This is a genomic window from Streptomyces marincola (assembly GCF_020410765.1).
Lineage (GTDB): Bacteria > Actinomycetota > Actinomycetes > Streptomycetales > Streptomycetaceae > Streptomyces > Streptomyces marincola.
In genome coordinates this window covers 4516856-4534838 of the sequence record NZ_CP084541.1, presented here as the reverse complement: position 1 = coordinate 4534838, position 17983 = coordinate 4516856, and the positions used below count along the sequence as shown (strand labels likewise).

The following is a 17983-nucleotide window of genomic DNA, read 5'->3' as shown; positions in this document are numbered from 1 at the left end:
CCCTACGTCTCACCACCATTCGGGGAACAACAACACGGTCCGCACCCATTCTTGTACGGCGAGCGAGGTGCGGGGGAACGGCGCGTGAGGGTTGTGTGGGGGCAGCCTCACGCGCACCGTCGCTGAACGCGGCTCACGGATGCGCACGCGGGGCGCCCGCCGCGGGCGCGTCGCGCCCCGGCAGGAGCGTGCGCGCCACGGCGTACGCCTCGGTGAGGCTCGGTCCGCGGTAGCTCAGGGCGGCGAGTCCGGCGAGGTGTTCGTCGGCGTTGACGGCCACGGTGTGGCGCAGGCTCCTGAACAGCGGCGCGTCGGACCGGGAGTCGCCGTAGGCCACGCACTGCTCCGCGGACAGGCCGTGGCGGGCGCGCAGTTCCCCGACGACGCGCACCTTGTCCCGAGGGGTCAGGATGTGCGCCGGGTCGAGCGGCGCGGCGAACGGCGGCTCGGGGAACCGCGAGGCGACCACCTCGTCGAAGCCCAGGGGCAGCAGCAGCCGGGCGAAGAAGTCGGGCGACATGGTGATCACCACGGAACGCTCGCCGCGGCGGCGGATGTCCGCGCACACCTCGGGGATGCCGGACAGCCACGGCGCCCCGGCGAACGCGGCGGCGACGACGGCGGGGGTGAGACCGGTCCACAGGGCGTGGATGGCGGCGGCGAAGCCGCGCGTGTCCAGCTCACCGGCCGCGAACCGCCCTTCGAGCGCGACAAGCTCGGCGAGGGTGCCGCTCCGGCGGGCGATCTCGAGGCCGGCCGTGGTGCCGTGCAGCAGCGTGCCGTCCATGTCGAAGACGTGCAGCACGACCCGTTCCTCCCGTCGCCCGGCGGCCGGCGCCCTCCATTCTGCGGTGCCTCAGGCGCCGGTGTCGACGCCCGCCAGGTACCTCTCGTCGGCGCGTTCCCCGGCCGCCGCGCCGCGCGGCAGCAGGCTCTCCAACTCGTCGAAGACACCGGTCGGCAGCCGGAGTTCGGCTGCCTCGGCGTTCGCGCGCACGTTCGCGGCCCGGCGCGTGCCGGGAATCGGGAAGGCGCCGCGGTGCAGGAGCCACGCGAGCGCGAGCTGCGCGGTGCCGATGCCGTGCGCGGCGGCCAGATCGGCCAGCGTGCCGACGAGCGTCACGTTGTGGTCGATGTTCCCCGACTGGAAGCGCGGGTTGGTGTGGCGCCAGTCGCGCGGCCCGAGGTCCGCCACGCCGCGCACGCCCCCGCCGAGGAGCCCACGGCCCAGCGGGCTGTAGGCGACGAAGCCGACGCCGAGTTCGGCGCAGACCGCGAGCAGTTCGTCCTCCGGGTCCCGGTGGAACAGCGAGTACTCGGTCTGGAGCGCGGTGACCGGGTGCACGGCGTGGGCGCGGCGCAGCGTGGCCGGTGACACCTCGGACAGCCCGATGTGCCGGATCTTGCCCGCCTCGACCAGTCCGGCCAGCGCGCCGACCGTGTCCTCGACAGGGGTGGTCGGGTCGAGGCGGTGCAGGTAGTAGAGGTCGACGTGGTCGGTGCGCAGCCGCCGCAGGCTGGCGTCGATGGCGTCGCGCACGTACGCGGGCCTGCCGAGGCCCGGCACCAGGCGGCCTCCGGCGTCCTGGTCGCCACCGAACTTGGTGGCCAGCACGATCTCGTCGCGGCGGGCACCGAGCACCCGGCCGATCGTCCGTTCGCTCTCGCCGTCGCCGCCGTAGATGTCGGCGGTGTCGACGAACGTCGTTCCCGTGTCGAGCGCGGCCAGCAGCGCGGTCCGCGCGTCCTCTGCCGTCACGTCGTCGTAGATGCCGGTCGTCAGCGACATGGCGCCGAAGCCGAGTACCGACACCCGCGGACCGTGCTCGCCCAGCCTGCGATACCGCATGTCGTGCCTCCTCCCGCGGGACGCCGCCCCGGGCCGCCGCGGCCCGGGCGCGGTCCTGCCCGCCCAGAGGGGATCATCGGGGCCCGCGGGGGCAGCGGCCAGTACCCGGTTTTTACTAGCCCTCCCAGGGCCAGGCTCACCGGGGCGCGGCGCCCGCGCGGCGGGGCAGACTCGGGACATGGCAACGCGTGACCTGGCGGTGTTCCTGCGCTCCCGCCGCGACCGGCTGCTGCCGGGTGATGTCGGGCTGCCCGGCGGCGGGCGGCGGCGTTCGCCCGGGCTGCGGCGCGCGGAGGTCGCGCAGCTGGCCGGCATCAGCCCCGACTACTACATGCGGATCGAGCAGGGGCGCGGCGGGCACCCCTCGCCGTCCGTGCTGGACGGCCTGGCCCGGGCCCTGCGCCTGGACGACGACGAGCGCGACCACATGTACCTGCTGGCGCGCGCGGCGCACGCGCCCGCGCGCCGCCGGGCCGAGCCCCGCGTGGACCCCGCGGTGCGGACGCTGCTCGCGGCCATCGGCCCGGTACCCGCCTACGTGCTCAACGGCCGCCTCGACGTGCTGGCGTGGAATCCGATGGCGGCGGCCCTGTTCACGGACTTCGCCGCCCTGCCGCCGCGGCACCGCAACCTGGTCTGGTACGCGTTCCGCGATCCGCGGGCGCGCGAACTCTACGGGGACTGGGAGTTGATGGCTCTGTACGGCATCGCCCAGCTCCGCGGCGCCACCGGCCGGGACCCCGACGACCCGGACACGCGAGGGCTGGTGGAGGAACTGATGGCGAGCAGCGCGGAGTTCCGCGCGCTGTGGGCGCGGCACGACGTGCGGGGCCCCGGCATCGGCCGCAAGTCGTTCCGGCACCCGCTGGTGGGGCCGCTCACGTTGAACTACGTGTCGCTGCTCCTGCCGGGCCCAGCGCACCGCCAGTTCGTGACGTACACCGCGGAGCCCGGCAGCCCCGAGCAGGCCGCGCTCGACCGGCTGGCGGCGACCGCCGGGCAAGCCGGCGCGGCACCGGCCGGGCCCGAAAGCTAGCGCTCCGGGTCCTGCCCCCGGTGCCCAGGGAGGGTGCCGCCGCCCCTGACGTACTCCTCGTCGGCGGCGAGCCGGTCGGCGAGTTGGTCCACGACGAGGCCGGGCCGGTGCGCGCCGCCGGTGCGGTAGGCGGTGCGGCCGACGACCTGCCCGGTCACGGGCACGGTGATGAGCTGGAACCCGGCGACGAGCAGCAGCGCCCAGCTGTACTTGGCGGGCACCTGCATCGCGGTGCCGAGGGCGATGAGCAGCACGCCGAGCGTCTGGGCCTTGGCGGCGGCGTGCAGGCGGCAGATGGCGTCGGGGAACCGCAGCACGCCGACGCCGGTGAGCAGGCAGAAGACGGCGCCGGTCAGCAGCAGCACCGCCGACACCGTGTCGATGAGCACGGTCACCTGATGTCCTCCCGCTCCTCCACGAGGTGCGCGGCGGTCACCGAGCCGATGAATCCGAGCAGCACGAGCACGAGCAGCAGCGGAACGGACAGGCCCGCGTCGTTGGCGGCGACGTTCACCGCGAGGGCGCAGACGATGAGGGTGACCAGGACGTCGAGCGACACGATGCGGTCGAGCACGCCGGGCCCGCGCAGCAGGCGCGGCAGCACGAGCAGCGCGGAGGCCGCGAGCAGCGCCAGGGTGACGGTGAAGACCACGTTCACTTGGGTGCCTCCTTCAGTACGGACGCGGTGACGCGTTCGGCGCGTTGCACGGAACGGCGCAGCCGTTCGGCGGCGGCGGGGGAACCGGCGGGCAGCCCGTGCACGTACAGCAGGCGCCGTTCGCGGTCGATCTCCAGGACGAGGCTGCCCGGGCTCATGGCGGTGAGGAACACGGTGCCCGCGATGAGCAGGTCGCTGTCCTCGGCGATGGGCACCTCCATGACCGCGGCCGGCACGCGTCTGCCGTGGCGGATCGCCGCCCAGCCGACGGACGACGCGGAGGTCACGAGGTCGGTGAGCATGTGCCACACGCCGCCGATCAGCCGCAGCGGGCGCACGGTGACGCCGAGCCTGACCGCGGGCATCCGGAAGGCGGCGGTGACGCCGATGGCGACGACGAGTCCGCCGATCAGCACGACCGCGCTGACCGATCCCCAGAGCATGATCCACAGCAGCCACAGCCACAGCGGCTTGAGCACGGTGCGCAGCTTCATGGTGCCTCCTCAGCGGGCGAGCAGGTCGTGGGCGGCGCGTTCGCTCAGGTCGGCGAGCGGCCCGGCGCCCGCCGCGATGGCCAGGCCGACGAGCACGATGCCCGCGGTGGCCACGAGGGTGAGGCTGGGCCGGCCGGCCGGGGCGATGACGGGCGCGGACACCGCGCGCCACACCCGGATCATCGCGTAGAGGGTGAGCAGGCTGGTGACCAGCGCGGCGGCGGACATCAGCCAGGCGGCGGCGCCGCCGTCGGCGACGGCCGCGCGCAGCAGGGCGAACTTGGCGATGAAGCCGGAGAACGGCGGGATCCCCGCCATGCTCAGCGCGGGCAGCAGGAACAGCGCGGTGACCACCGGCGGCGTGCCCTCGTTCCCCTGGACGCCCGGCACGGGTCCCGGCTCCCGCGGGTCGTGGGATTCCAGGCGGTGCAGCGCCGCGGTGCCCGTCCTGGCCACGACGAGACCGGTGACGAGGAACAGGCCGGCCTGCACGACGATGTGGTGGATAATGTACAGGATCGTGCCGGTGAAGCCCTCGGCGTCGAACAGCGCGATCCCCATCAGCATGAACCCGATGTGGCTCACGAGGGCGAACGACAGCAGCCGGTTGATGTCGTCCTGCGCGATGGCGCCGAGGATGCCGACCAGCATCGTCAGCACGGCGGCGGCGGCCACCAGCCACCACGTGTCGTCGCGCGGGAACAGCTGGGTCTGGGTGCGCAGCATCGCGTAGACGCCGACCTTGGTGAGCAGCGCGGCGAAGACCGCGGTGATCGGGGCGGGCGCCGTGGGGTAGCCGTCGGGCAGCCAGAAGTGCAGGGGGACGACGGCCGCCTTGATGGCGAAGACCACGAGCAGGAACGCGCCGAGCGCCGAGCGCACGCCCGCGTCGAGTTCCGCGGTGCGCTCGGCGAGTTCGCCGAGGTTGACGGTGCCGGTGGCGGCGTAGATGAGGGCGATGGCCGTCAGGAACAGCAGCGAGGACATGAGGCTGGTCATCGTGTACGTCATCCCGGCGCGCACGCGCGTGGCCCCGGCGTTCAGCGTGATCAGCACGTAGGACGAGGCGAGCATCACCTCGAACGCGACGAACAGGTTGAACAGGTCGCCCGAGAGGAACGCCAGCGCGATCCCGGCCACGAGCAGCAGGTACGCGGGGTGGAACGGCACGATGCCGGTGCCGGCGCGGTCGGGGGTGCCCTGCCCGATCGCGAAGATCAGCACGGCGAGCGCGACGAGCGCGGACACCGAGAGGAACAGCGCGGAGAGCAGGTCGGCGACCAGGGTGATGCCCAGGGTGGGCGCCCAGCCGCCGAACGCGACCTCGGCGCGGCCGTCCCGGTCGACGGCCACGAGCAGCAGCACGGCGTCGACGAACACGCCCGTCAGGACGAGCACCGTCAGCAGCCGCTGGGCCCGCCCGTGCCGCGAGAGGCCGAGGGAGACGCCGGCCGCGAGGATCGGCAGCATCACGGGCAGTGCGATCAGCCACGTCATCATCCCGCGTCCTCCCCCCGCCGGCCGCCGGGCGCGGCCCGTCCCCGCCCGGCGAAGTCGTCCCAGCCCTCGTCGTCCTCGTCGTCCTCGTCGCCGGTGTCGGCGGTGGGCTCGATGTCGGCCCGTTCGCGCACGTCCCCGATGCGGCGGTCCTCGATGTCGTCGCGGACCTCGTCGTGTCCCGAGAGCCGCCAGGACCGGTAGGCGAGCGCCAGCAGGAAGGTGGTGACGCCGAAGGTGATGACGATGGCGGTCAGTGCCATGGCCTGCGGCAGCGGGTCGGCGCCGCCGGTGGTGAGCAGCAGCAGGTTGGTGCCGTGGCCGAGGAGGATGAAGCCGAGCAGGATACGGGTCAGCGACCGCTGGAGCATGAGGTGGACGCCGGTGGCGAACAGGCCCCCCACCACCACGGCCATGGTCAGGTCGATGCTTCTCATCAGGCGCGCGCTCCCTCCGCGGCGGAAAGCAGCTTGAGGATCACACCGACGACGAGCACGTACACGCCGATGTCGAAACCGATGGACGTGCTGACGTGCAGCCAGAGCGTCGCGGAGAGCGGCTCGCTGCCGAAGGCGAGCGGCACGAGGCCGGCGCCCGCGGCCAGCGCGAGGCCGCCGCCCGCCACGATCCCGGGGTCGATCGGCGCGGCGAGCCCCAGGTCGGTGCGTCCGCCGACCAGGTAGCGCAGCACGAACGCCTGCCCGGCGACCAGCCCGCCGGCGAAGCCGCCGCCGGGCCCGTAGTGGCCGTAGAACAGCAGGAAGACGGAGAAGGCGAGGATCGAGGCGAACAGCACCCGGGTGAGGACCTCCATCACCACGGAGCGTTCCGTGCCCGGCCGTTCGGTCACGCCCGGCAGCCACTGCTGGCGCGGCTGGTCCCAGCGGGCGGCGGGCGAACGTTCCGCCCGCTCGTCCCGCTGGTGGGCGGGCGGCTCCTGCGGGCCCGCGACGGGAGCCGCCTGGCCCGGCTCCACGTCCTCTCCGCCCCACACGCGGACCAGGCTCACCACGCCGATGGCGGTGACCAGGAGCACGGCGATCTCCCCGAGGGTGTCGAGGGCCCGGAAGTCGACGATGATCGCGTTGACGGGGTTCTTGCTGCCGGTCTCCTCCAGGTGGCTGGCGTAGTCGGGGGCTTCCGAGGTGTCGTCGCGCGCCTGCGTGGCGACGAGCGAGAACACGGCGACCAGCGTTCCCGTGGCCAGCGAGACCACCAGGCGCACCCAGCGTCCGCTGGTCGCCTGCCCCTCCGGGGTGAAGCGCGGCGGCAGCCGGCGGAGCACGAGGACGATGACGACCAGGGTGAGCGATTCGACGAGGAACTGGGTCAGGGCCAGGTCGAGCGCGTCCCGCGCCACGAACAGGCAGGCCACGCCGTAGCCGACGGCGCCGGTGAGCAGCACGGCGGCCAGGCGGTCCCGGATGAGCGTGGCGGCGATCGCCGCGCCGAGCACGACGACGGCGGGCACCAGTTCGACCCAGGACCGCCACAGCTCGACGTGCCCCGTGGGCGAGGCGCCGGACAGCAGCGACCCCAGCGAGAGCAGGACGACCGTGGAGAGGACCACGGTCAGGTAGAACGGCAGCGAACCGACCTGGGTGACGCGCGTGAAGGCGATGGCGAACGAGCCGAGGCCGCGGATCGCGGCCCGGTAGCCGCCCTGCGCGTCGGGCAGCCGCGGCAGCCGGGACCTGAAGGACACCACGGCGCGGCGGCCGAGGTGCAGCGCGAGCCCGAGCAGCACGGTCAGCACCGACAGGGCAAGCACCCAGGTCAGGCCGTGCCACAGCGAGAGGTGGTACGGCTTGTCGCCCTCGGGCACCGAGTAGGCGTCGGCGTACGGGCCGGTCAGGCCCTCGGTGACGGCCGGCAGCAGGCCGAACGCGGCGCCGAGCGCGGCCGGGACGGCCGCGGGCGCGAGGAACGCCGCCGCCGGGCGGGGCGCCGGCGTGTCGGGCAGCCCCGGCTTGGCCGCGAACGCGCCCCACAGGTAGCGGGCGGAGAGGGCGACGGTCAGCACCGAGCCCGCGAACAGCGCGAGCGGCGTCCACGGCACCCCGGCCACTCCGCCGTGGAGGAACGCCTCGTACCTGGCCTCCTCGCCGATGAAGCCGAGCAGGGGCGGCAGGCCGGCCATGGAGCCGGCGGAGAGCGCGGCGACGGCGCACACGGCGGGCAGGCGCGCGCCGAGCCGGGAGAGTTTGCGCAGGTCGCGGGTGCCGGTCTGGTGCTCGATGACGCCGGTCACCATGAACAGGCTCGACTTGAACAGCGCGTGCGCCAGCAGCATGACCGCGCCGGCGAGCGCGGCGGTCCTCGTGCCCGCGCCCAGCAGGGCGACGAGCATGCCGAGTTCGCTGATGGTGCTCCAGGCGAGGACGCGTTTGAGGTCCTTCTCGCGCAGCGCGCGCCACGCGCCGATCACCATCGTCGCGAGGCCGAACGCCAGGACGAGCGGGCGCCAGGGCGCGACCTCGGCGAAGCCGGGCGCGAGCCGCGCCACCAGGTAGACGCCGGCCTTGACCATGGCCGCGGCGTGCAGGTAGGCGCTGACCGGGGTCGGGGCGACCATCGCCACGGGGAGCCAGGAGTGGAACGGCACCTGCGCCGACTTGGTGAACGCGCCGACCAGCACGAGGACCAGCGCGACCGGCACCCAGCCGCCGTCCGGCGGGTCGGCGAGGAGTTCCGAGAGCCGGTAGGTGCCGCCCGCCTGGCCGAGCATGACCAGCCCGAGGAGCATCGCCAGGCCGCCGAGCACCGTCGTCAGCAGGGCCTGTTCCGCGGCGCGGCGGCGTTCCGTGCCCGGGTTGCGGCCCGCGATGAGCAGGAACGAGACGACGGTGGTCAGTTCCCAGAAGGTGTAGAGCAGCAGCAGGTGGTCGGCGACGACGAGGCCGAGCATCACGCCGGCGAAGACGAGGAGCCAGCCGGCCTCGCGGCCCGCTTCCCGCTCCCGGTAGTAGTGGGCGCCGTAGGCGAGGACGAGCGCGCCGATGCCGCTGACGACCAGCACCATCAGCAGCGACAGCGGGTCGAGCACGGTGTCGAGCCGCAGGTCGAGCGCGGGCGCCCAGGGCAGGCTCTCGGTCACGGGCTCGCCGTCGAGCACCTGCCCGGCCCGGTAGAGCGCCCACACCACCGTGGCGAGCGGCGGCAGGGCCGCCACCAGCCACACCAGGCGCCGCAGGCGCGGCGCCAGGAACGGCACCAGCGCGGCGACGCCGAGATGGGCGATCACCAGCACCACCATGCAGCCGCTCCCTCACCTCATCGTCGACGCCTCGTCATCGACGGCCCCCGCACAGGTTCCCCGGGACCAGCGGAAATAACGGAGTTTGGGCTGAATGGCCGTCAGACCTGCGCGGGGGCGGGAGGGTGGTGGCCGCGGGCGGCCGGGTTCAGAGCAGTCCGCGCCGCGCGAGGTTGCCCATGAGCGCGCGGATGCCGAACGTCCAGGGCGGCGCCTGCTCGCTGTGCGCGACGGTGTTCACGAGGCTGCCAAGGCGCGGCGCCGAGATCCGCACCACGTCCCCGGGGTGGTGGGTGAAGCCCTCGCCGGGCGCGTCGCGGTCCTGGGTGGGCGCGAACATCGTGCCGGTGAACAGCATCAGCCCGTCCGGGTACCGGTGCAGTGGCCCGGTGACCTGCGCCACCAGGTCGAGCGGGTCGCGGCTGATCTCGCTGAGCGAGCTGACGCTTTCGAGACGGAACCCGCCGTCGCCCGTGACGGTCAGGGAGATGTCGAGCGCGCGGGCGTCGTCGATCGTGAACGCGTCGTCGAACAGCCGGATGAACGGGCCGATGGCGCACGAGGCGTTGTTGTCCTTGGCCTTGCCGAGCAGCAGGGCGCTGCGGCCCTCGACGTCGCGCAGGTTGACGTCGTTGCCGAGCGTGGCGCCGACGGCCCGGCCGCGGGAGTCGACGGCGAGGACCAGTTCCGGCTCGGGATTGTTCCAGGTGGAGCGGCTCCAGATGCCGACGTCGGCGCCGAGCCCGACGGCGGAGAGCACCGGGGCCTTGGTGAAGACCTCGGCGTCGGGGCCGATGCCGACCTCCAGGTACTGGGACCACAGCCCCTCGGCGATCAGCACCTCCTTGGCGCGGGCGGCGGCCGGGGAGCCCGGCACCAGTTCCCCGATGTGCCCGCCGATGACCTCACGCACCCGGGCGCGGATCGCGGCGGCGCCCGCGCGGTCGCCCGCGGCGCGTTCCTCGATGACCCGTTCGATCATGCTGCGCACGAACGTCACGCCGCACGCCTTGAGCACCTGTATGTCGCAGGGGGCGAGGAGGTGGGGGACGTCGCGGCGGCCGGTGAGGGTCGCGTGCAGGACCTCGTCGACGGGCCAGGTCCGCGTGGCGGGTGCCTCGGCGGCGAACGCGGCGGGGGCGGGGTGGTCCAGCACGTGCGCGACGGTGGGCGTGATGGGGGTCAGGTCGGCGAACCGCCCGTCGCGGACGACCGCGACGGACGGACCGCCGTCGCGCGGGTCGTGCAGGCGGGCCAGGAGGAGGGCGCGGTCGGCGTCCTCGGGGAGTATCGCGGCGCGGTGGTCGAGCAGATCCATGGTCAGGACTCCGTCCGGGCGTGGCGGCGGGCCAGTTCACGGTAGTGGGCGGCGTTGCGGCGGATGTCGTCGGTCTCCTCGGCGGACAGCTGCCTGCGGACCTTGCCCGGCACCCCGGCGACGAGTGAACCCGGCGGCACCCTGGTGCCCCCGAGCAGGACGGTGCCGGCCGCGATCAGTGAACCCCGGCCCACGTGGGCGCCGTTGAGCAGGACGGCACCCATGCCGATCAGCACGTCGTCCTCGACGGTGCAGCCGTGCACGACGGCGCGGTGCCCGATGGACACGCCCGCCCCGACGACCGCGGGGGAGCCGGGGTCGGCGTGCAGCACGCAGCCGTCCTGCACGTTGCTGCCGGGGCCGACCTCGATGCGCTCGGTGTCGCCGCGCAGGACCGCGCCGTACCAGATGCCGGCCTCGGGGCCGACGCGGACGGCGCCGATGACGGTGGCGTTCGGCGCGATCCACGCGCCGGGGTCGAGGTCGGGCCGGTTGCCTTCGAACGGGCGCACGGTCATGTGGTCTCCACTCCGTACCTTCGGGCGGCGGTGGCGCCGCGGTGCCGGGCGGGGGCCGGTGCCGGCCCCCGCCCGGGACAGTACGGTGCCCGGCCCCGCGGGCGCTGCCCCCCGGTGGCCGCGCGGCGGCGGTCACCGGGGCCAGCGGTCCTGGCAGATCAGGTCGCGCGGTAGGCGTCGATCACGGTCTGCTCCGTGGTGCTGCCCTCCGGGCCGGTGAGCGAGGCACGGAACGAAACGGTGCCGCCCGCGGCCGGGTTCTGAACCGGCACGTGCCCGTCGGCGACCGCCGCCTCCTGCCACGTGTCCCCGCTGTCGTACGAGACCTCCACCACGGGCGGCGGGAAGTCGCCGCCGGCCGCCGCGCCGACGACGGTCACCGGAACGTCCAGCTCCGCCCCGGCCTCGGCCGTGCTGTCCGGCGCGAGCGGCGGGGCGAACCGCACCACGGAGGTGGGCAGGGCCGCCAGTTCGCCCTCGGGCACCGTGCCCGAGGTGAAGCCGAACGTCACGTCGATCTCCGTGCTCACCCGGGCGTCCTGCCTGCGGACCTCCGTCGTCAGCTCGTACCGCGCCTGACCGGGCGGCACGTCTATGTAGGTCCAGCCGCGCAGCCGGTCGTCCAGCTCGAAGACGACCTCCCCGTCCCGGGTGAGGGTCGTCGAACCCGCCTCACCGTCGAGGTAGCCGGTGTGGCCGCCGCCGTCCGCGAGCGGGACGAACAGGTCGAGGGCGTCACCGCGGCGGTACGCGGCGCTCTCGTCCGGCAGTCCGGGACCGAAGACCCCCGTGTTGACCGTGTGCGCGTAGCTCTCCCCCGCCTCGTACGGGTGGGCCGGGAAGCCGAGCCCGCCGCCCTCACCGGGACCCGAGAAGTAGAGCGTGTGGTCCCACGCCCCCTCGGTCACGTGCAGCGTGGTCGTGGCCGGCAGATCGCGCTGGGGGCCGAAGGAGGACATGTGCTCGTTCCCTACGACCAGTTGCCCCGAGGTGCCCTCGGCCGTGGCCCCCTGGTCGATCGTCACCTCCGCGAAGTCCTCGGCGGCGTAGGCGCGTTCGTGGCCGGTGAAGAACGCGCCCGCCTGCCGCGCCGACACGTGGTACTGGGCGTCCTCGCCCGCCGTCCAGGCGGCGCCGAGGTGCGCGCCGAGGGCCTCCCCGGCGTCCGGCCCGGAGAACGCGGTGCGCAGCGTGGTCAACTCCGGGTCGTAGTCCCAGCCCACGCGCGCGCCGTTGGCGGTGACGGCGTCCACCCGCAGCATGAACGGCACGGCCTGGGCGTCGGGCACGGTCGGTGCCACGGGCCGCGCGTCGGCGGCGTCGAAGGCGACCGCCGTGTCCTGGTCGAGGCCGGGCAGGTGGTGGACCTGGGCGCTGGCGTCCGTCACCCGGCCGTCGGCATCCTGGTCCTCGATGGTGGACACCAGCAGGTAGTCGCCGTCGGCGGGCAGGCGGACGGCACGGGTGTCGTCGCCGGCGTCGCCGGTCACGGTCTCGGCCTGCCCCGTCGCCAGGTCGAGCACGTCCAGCGACCACCGGTCCGGCGCGCCGCCGTCCCGCGCGGTGGCCTCGGCGGTGACGGTCCAGGACTCTTCGAGCAGTTCGACGCCGCCGGCCGTCGTGACGCTCCGGCCGTCGCCGGTGGCCACCACGTGCATGCCGTAGCCGCCGACGGCGTCCGCGCCCGCCGCGCCGGGCGCGGCCGTGGCCGTGACGGACGCGGTGCCGCCGGCCGGGACGGTGACGGTGTCCGCGTCGAGGGAGAACATCCCCTCGGGGGCCGGAGAGCCGTCGGGGGCCTGTCCGGTCAGGGACAGGTCGAGGGTGACGTCCTGCTCACCGAGGTTGGTCCAGGTCAGCTCCTCGGTCAGCGTCGAGCCGTCGTCGTGCGGCCACTCGGCCGCGCCGAAGTCGAGGGGCCCGCCGGCGAGGACGGTCTGCTCGACGGCGCGCGCCACGTCGACGCGGCCGGCGCCCTGCCGGAACGCGCTGAAGCCGTCGGCCGGTATCGCGGAGGCGACCAGGGCCGCCTTGATCTGCTCGCCGGTCGATTCCGGGCGGGCTTGCGCCACCAGGGCGGCGGCCCCCGCGACGTGCGGGGAGGCCATGGATGTGCCGGAGATGGCCGCGTAGCCCTCGGCCACGGGCGTGCCCCGCTCGGCGACGCGGCTGCCCTCGGCCGCCGCGGCGCCGATGTCGACGCCCGGCGCGGTCAGATCGGGCTTCACCGCGGAGTCGCCGAGCCTGGGTCCCGCGGAGGAGGAGCCCGCGAGCCGGTCCTCGTCGTCGACGGAACCGACGGTGAGGGCGGCGTCCGCGCTTCCGGGCGAGCCGAGGGTGCCGGGCTCGGGTCCGTGGTTGCCCGCGGCGATGACGAACAGCGCGCCGGATTCGGCGGTCAGCGTGTTCACCGCCTGCTCCAGCGGGTCGACGCCGGGCGTGTCGGGCCCGCCGAGGCTCATGTTGACGATGTCGGCGTCCTGTTCGACGGCCCATTCCATCCCGGCGATGATGCCGGAGTCGAAGCCGGACCCGTAGTCGTCGAGCACCTTGCCGTTCAGCAGGTCGGCGCCGGGTGCCACGCCGCGGTGCACGCCCTCGGGCCCGCCGGTGCCGGCGGCGATGGAGGCCACGTGCGTGCCGTGGCCGTCGCGGTCGGCCGGGTCCGGGGCGAACGAGAAGTTGGCCTCGGCGACGACCTGCCCGTCCGCGAAGGCGGGGTGCGCCGCGTCGATGCCGGTGTCGAGGACCGCGATGGTCACTCCTGAGCCGTCGAGGCCCGCCGCCCACGCCTCGGGGGCGCCGATGCGCGGGACGCTGGTGTCAAGGCTCGCGTGGCGCACGGCGTCGAGGGCGAGGGACGTCACCCCCTGGGCTCGCGCCCGCGGGCCCGGTCCGGTCAGCGCGGCCCACGCGTCGGCGGCCTGCTCCGCGTCCAACGTCATGGCCCGCGCGTCGATGCTGTCGAGTTCGGCGCGCACCTCGGGGGCTTCCGCGGTGAACGGCCGCGCCTGTCGTCCGCCGCCGTGCCCGACGATCACCGGCACGCCGTCGCCCGCCAGCCGCCGGTACTCGGGCCGGCTCAGCTCCGCCACGTCGAACAGCCGGCGGTCGACCACGCCCCGCTCGATCAGCGGCTCGGCGTCGGAGGGGACGACGAACGTGCCGTCCTCGCCCGCGGTCACGGAGAACGGCACGTGCGCCCGGCCGTCGGCCCTGCGCACGCCGAGCACCTGCCCGTCCGCGCCGAGCAGCACCCGGTCGCCGGTGATGAGCGTGATCTCGTTCCCCGCGCCGTCGGCCCGGGGCGCCCCCGCGTCGCCCGGCGCCGCGCCCGCCGGCGGGCCGAGGGCGAGTCCGGCCGTCACGGCCGCGACCGCGGCTCCGGCCAGCGCGGCCCTTCTTCGCTTCCTGTGCACAGTCACTCCCACGTCTCGAAGAGATGCTCGCACTTCGTAACCGTAGGAGGACGATGACGATTTGTGTGCTTGGGCAAATCACCTCTTGTTCCGTTGCCCGTCTTCCGGCCAGATTCCCGGCCGCGCTCCCGTCGCGCGACGGCCCGTCGGGCCCCGCAGGCCCCGGCGGCGCCGAGGCTCCGCACTCGTCACATCTGGCCGAAAACATGACCGAGGCCCGGCCCCTTGAAGGGGGCCGGGCCTCGGTGGCCGGACGCGTCGTGTGCGGAGGGCGCGTCAGAGAGCGCTGCCCGCCTGCCAGTCGGCCCAGCTCATGTTCCAGCCGTTGAGCCCGTTGTCGGGCTGGATCTCGCGGTCGGGCGAGTTGATCACGGTGACGATGTCGCCGCGCAGCGACTGGTCGAAGAACCAGGCGCCGTCCTGCTCCGGGTCGTCCGCGCCCTGGACATCGGCCAGGCCCACGCAGCCGTGGCTCGTGTTGCTGCCGCCGAAGACGCTGTCCGCCGCCCAGTAGTTGCCGTGGATGAACGTGCCCGAGGTCGACAGGCGCATCGCGTGCGGCACGTCCGGGATGTCGTACTCGCCTTCGCCGTCGTCGTCCGTGAAGCCGACGGTGGCCCCGTTCATCCGGGTCTCCTTCAGCTTCTCGGAGATGACCATGATGCCGTTGTACGTCGGGTTCTCCGCGCTGCCCGCCGATATCGGGATGGTGCGCAGCGTCTCGCCGTCGCGCACGACCTCCATCTGGTGGCTCTCGGCGTCCACGGTGCTGATCTGGGACCGGCCGACGGTGAAGTCGAAGCTGCGGTTCTGCCAGCCGACGATGCCGCCGCCCGCGTCGAGGCCGTCGAAGTTCAGCGAGACGTCGACCTCGGTGTTGGCCTGCCAGTAGTCCTCGGGCCTGAAGTCGAGCCTGGTGTCGCTGAACCAGTGGCCGACGATCTCCTGGCCGGAGCTGCTGTTGATCTCGACCGCGGCCTCGATCGCGGCGCGGTCCTCGATGGGCTTGTCGAAGTTGAGCGAGACCGGCATGCCCACCCCGACCGTCTCGCCGTCCTCCGGCGTGAAGTAGCCGGTGAAGCTGCTGTCAGGCGAGACGGTGGTGAACGAGCGGCTCTCGTGCGCCGCGCGCCCCTCGCCGTCGCTGGCCCGGACCGCGAGCTCGTACCGGGTGCCCCGGTCCAGCTGGGCGTCCGGCGCCCAGCTGGTCCCGTCCCCGGATATCGTGCCGGCCACCTCGGCGCCCTCCGCGGCCGTCATCACCACCTCGTCGAGCGTGCCGTCCTCGACGGTGACCCGCACGTCGTCGTTGATCCCGACGCCGTCCGCCGCGTTCTCCGGGGTAATGGAGATCACAGCGGTCGAGGTGTCCGCGTCCTCCGCCGCCCGGTCGGCCTCCGACTGCTCGCTGCCACCCCCCTGGTCGCCGGAAGGCTCGTCGTCACCGCCGCCGCTGCATGCCGACAAAGTCAGCACCCCGCTGAGCAGCGCCGCCGTGGCTATCAGGCCCTTGCGCCGCATCCCGTCCCTCATCCGATCGACACTCCGTCCGCTGCCGCGTCCCCCTGGGGACACACGAGGGAGAACGTGATGACGCGGCAGCCGGTTCCACTCTAGGTGAAGCCGTGGGCCGGATCACCAGTTCGAGCGAAACGGGCAAAGCGGTCAGCGGTCGTCGTCCTCGTCGTCATCTCCGTCGGCGGCGCCGAAGCCCTCGGCCCGGTCGAAGTCGTCGTCCTCCCAGCCGTCCTCCTCGTCCGCGTCGACGCGTTCGCTGCTCCAGGACGCCTGGGCGAGCACCACGCCCGGTACCTCACCGACCAGGTCGACCGGGTCGATCAGGTACGCGACGGCCTCCGCCTCGTCCCGCGAGACGGCCTGCGCGGCCTGGTCCCGCTCCGCCGCGGGCATCAGCGTGTCGCCCTCGATCCGCGCCCACGCGGCCCGGATCAGCTCGTCGGGCTCGGTGATCTCCAGCACCATCTCCACCCGGACGCGGACGCGCCTGGCCTCGTCGCCGAATCCGTCGCTCAGTTCATCGCTCATGCCCCGGAGGGTAAGGCGCCGCGACGACACCCCTTCCCCGCGACCCGCACCGGCCCGTAACATCGCTCCCCATGGACGGTCACCCCCAGCGCCCTGACCGCCGCCCGCTGATCAGCAGTGCCGTGGCGGCCTGCGTTCTCGGCCTCGTCTGGCTGCTGCCCTCCGCGCACGCCGAGCGGGACGACGACACGGGAACCTCGGGCGTCATGCCCCTCGAACACCCGCAGACCGACTCGCACCCCGACCAGTAACCCGCCACCCGCCAGGAACGACACGGCCGCGGGCCGCCGCCCCGAGACACCCCCGACCCCGCCGCCTCAGCCCAGCGGCCCGGCCGCCGACTCGGCGGCGCGGACCAGGTCGCCGCTCCGCACGAACCGCTCCGCCGCCGCCAGGTCGGGCGCCGGCCGCCGGTCGGGGCCCGCCCCGGCGACGCCGGCGGCGCGGGCCGCCTCGATCACCGCGCGGGCCGCGGGCCCCGGCCGCAGCCCCTGTTCCGCCAGCCCCGCCCGCAGTTCGATGGCCCGCGTCGCCGCGTACAGCTCGACCGCGACGACCCGGCCGAGCGCGTCCATCGCGGCGCGCAGCTTGCGGGCGGCGGACCAGCCCATCGACACGTGGTCCTCCTGCATGGCCGAGGTCGGGACCGAGTCGACCGACGCGGGCACCGCGAGCCGCTTCAGCTCGCCGACCAGCGCCGCCTGCGTGTAGTGCGCGATCATGAGCCCCGAGTCCACGCCGGCGTCCTCGGCGAGGAACGGCGGCAGGCCGTGCGAGCGGTTGCGGTCGAGCAGCCGGTCGGTGCGCCGTTCGGTGATCGAGCCGAGGTCGGCGGCGGCGATGGCCAGGAAGTCGAGCACGTAGCCCAGGGGCGCGCCGTGGAAGTTGCCGTTGGACTCCACCCGCCCGTCCAGGACCACCGGGTTGTCGACGGCCGCGGCGAGTTCGCGTTCCGCGACGGTCCGCGCGTGCGCGAGGGTGTCCCTGGCCGCGCCCGCCACCTGGGGCGCGCAGCGCACCGAGTAGGCGTCCTGGACCCGGGGCGCGCTGTCCTGGTGGTGGCCGGTGAGTCCTGACCCCGCGAGCACGCGCCGCATGTTGCCGGCGCTCACGGCCAGCCCCGGGTGCGGGCGCAGGGCGTGCAGGCCGGGCGCGAGCACCCGGTCGGTGCCGAGCAGCGCCTCCAGGGTCAGCGCCGCGGTGATGTCGGCCGCGGTGAGCAGGCGGCCGAAGTCGGCACAGGCCATGATCAGCATGCCGAGCATGCCGTCGGTGCCGTTGAGCAGCGCGAGCCCTTCCTTCTCCCGCAGGGCGACGGGCTCGATGCCGTGCGCGGCGAGCAGCGCCCCGGCCGGCCCGGTCGCGCCGTCGGGCCCCTCGGCCTCGCCCTCGCCGATGAGGGTCAGCGCGCAGTGCGCCAGCGGCGCGAGGTCGCCCGAGCACCCCAGGGAGCCGTACTCGGGCACGACGGGCGTGATGCCCGCGTTCAGCACGGCGGCCAGCGTCGCGGCGACCTCCGGGCGCACGCCGGTGTGCCCGGTGGCGATCGTCCGCAGCCTCAGGAACATCAACGCGCGCACGACCTCGCGCTCCACGCACGGGCCCATCCCGGCGGCGTGCGACCTGACGATGTTGCGCTGGAGGCGTTCGCGCAGGCCGGGGTCGATGTGCCGGACCGCGAGCGCGCCGAACCCCGTGGAGACGCCGTACACGGGCTCGGGCGCGGCGGCCAGCCCCTCGACGGCCCGCCGGGCCGCCGCCATGGCGGTCAGGGCTTCGTCGGACAGGATGACCCGGGCGCCGGAACGCGCCACGGAGATGACATCGTCGAAGGTGGTGCCGGCCGGGCGCAGCACGATCTGCATGGACATATTCAGAAAGCCTAGGCAGTG

The 17983-nt window shown here is 74.2% G+C and carries 16 protein-coding genes; 2 read left to right on the top strand and 14 right to left on the bottom strand.

Going from position 1 to position 17983, the window contains the following annotated elements; genetic code table 11:
- Positions 1-133: 133 nt before the first annotated feature.
- Complete coding sequence (locus LC193_RS20000; RefSeq protein WP_226076101.1) at positions 134-805, bottom strand: HAD family hydrolase; 672 nt, start codon at positions 803-805, stop codon at positions 134-136.
- Positions 806-856: 51 nt separating this feature from the next.
- Positions 857-1849 (bottom strand): aldo/keto reductase, encoded by a 993-nt coding sequence (locus tag LC193_RS19995; protein WP_226076099.1) that lies wholly within the window; start codon positions 1847-1849, stop codon positions 857-859.
- A gap of 178 nt (positions 1850-2027) precedes the next feature.
- Here LC193_RS19995 and LC193_RS19990 point away from each other — a divergent pair, with 178 nt between their 5' ends.
- Positions 2028-2885, top strand: a complete 858-nt coding sequence (locus tag LC193_RS19990) for a helix-turn-helix transcriptional regulator (RefSeq protein WP_226076096.1) — start codon at positions 2028-2030, stop codon at positions 2883-2885.
- On the opposite strand, the gene mnhG is transcribed toward LC193_RS19990, so the two are convergent.
- From mnhG to LC193_RS19935, 11 genes are all read right to left on the bottom strand, one after another.
- Complete coding sequence (gene mnhG / locus LC193_RS19985; protein WP_226076093.1) at positions 2882-3280, bottom strand: monovalent cation/H(+) antiporter subunit G; 399 nt, start codon at positions 3278-3280, stop codon at positions 2882-2884. The two genes, LC193_RS19990 and mnhG, sit on opposite strands and share 4 nt — an antisense overlap.
- Positions 3277-3543 carry a monovalent cation/H+ antiporter complex subunit F gene (locus tag LC193_RS19980; RefSeq protein WP_226076091.1) on the bottom strand — a complete coding sequence of 89 codons (267 nt, stop codon included), beginning with the start codon at positions 3541-3543 and terminating at the stop codon, positions 3277-3279. Before LC193_RS19980 ends, mnhG begins: the two co-directional genes overlap by 4 nt.
- Positions 3540-4037, bottom strand: a complete 498-nt coding sequence (locus LC193_RS19975; RefSeq protein ID WP_226076088.1) for a Na+/H+ antiporter subunit E — start codon at positions 4035-4037, stop codon at positions 3540-3542. The genes LC193_RS19980 and LC193_RS19975 overlap by 4 nt, the downstream gene beginning before the upstream one ends.
- 9 nt (positions 4038-4046) lie before the next feature.
- Positions 4047-5534, bottom strand: coding sequence for a proton-conducting transporter transmembrane domain-containing protein (locus LC193_RS19970; protein ID WP_404819547.1), 1488 nt, complete (start codon positions 5532-5534; stop codon positions 4047-4049).
- Positions 5534-5971 carry an NADH-quinone oxidoreductase subunit K gene (locus LC193_RS19965; RefSeq protein WP_226076082.1) on the bottom strand — a complete coding sequence of 146 codons (438 nt, stop codon included), beginning with the start codon at positions 5969-5971 and terminating at the stop codon, positions 5534-5536. The genes LC193_RS19970 and LC193_RS19965 overlap by 1 nt, the downstream gene beginning before the upstream one ends.
- Positions 5971-8790, bottom strand: a complete 2820-nt coding sequence (locus tag LC193_RS19960) for a Na+/H+ antiporter subunit A (RefSeq protein WP_226076079.1) — start codon at positions 8788-8790, stop codon at positions 5971-5973. Before LC193_RS19960 ends, LC193_RS19965 begins: the two co-directional genes overlap by 1 nt.
- Before the next feature lie 148 nt (positions 8791-8938).
- A complete protein-coding gene (locus tag LC193_RS19955; RefSeq protein ID WP_226076077.1) occupies positions 8939-10108 on the bottom strand; it encodes a fumarylacetoacetate hydrolase family protein in 1170 nt (389 codons plus the stop codon).
- A gap of 2 nt (positions 10109-10110) precedes the next feature.
- Complete coding sequence (locus tag LC193_RS19950) at positions 10111-10626, bottom strand: gamma carbonic anhydrase family protein (RefSeq protein WP_226076075.1); 516 nt, start codon at positions 10624-10626, stop codon at positions 10111-10113.
- Between the two features lie 158 nt (positions 10627-10784).
- Positions 10785-14045, bottom strand: coding sequence for a S8 family serine peptidase (locus LC193_RS19945; protein WP_226076073.1), 3261 nt, complete (start codon positions 14043-14045; stop codon positions 10785-10787).
- Positions 14046-14321: 276 nt separating this feature from the next.
- On the bottom strand, positions 14322-15578 hold the full coding sequence (locus LC193_RS19940) for a L,D-transpeptidase (protein WP_226076072.1): 1257 nt from the start codon (positions 15576-15578) through the stop codon (positions 14322-14324).
- A gap of 132 nt (positions 15579-15710) precedes the next feature.
- On the bottom strand, positions 15711-16091 hold the full coding sequence (locus LC193_RS19935; protein WP_226076071.1) for a hypothetical protein: 381 nt from the start codon (positions 16089-16091) through the stop codon (positions 15711-15713).
- 71 nt (positions 16092-16162) lie between these two features.
- Here LC193_RS19935 and LC193_RS19930 point away from each other — a divergent pair, with 71 nt between their 5' ends.
- Positions 16163-16342, top strand: coding sequence for a hypothetical protein (locus tag LC193_RS19930; protein ID WP_226076069.1), 180 nt, complete (start codon positions 16163-16165; stop codon positions 16340-16342).
- Between the two features lie 66 nt (positions 16343-16408).
- Here LC193_RS19930 and hutH read toward each other — a convergent pair whose 3' ends face one another.
- Complete coding sequence (hutH, locus tag LC193_RS19925; RefSeq protein WP_226076066.1) at positions 16409-17962, bottom strand: histidine ammonia-lyase; 1554 nt, start codon at positions 17960-17962, stop codon at positions 16409-16411.
- Between the last annotated feature and the right edge of the window lie 21 nt (positions 17963-17983).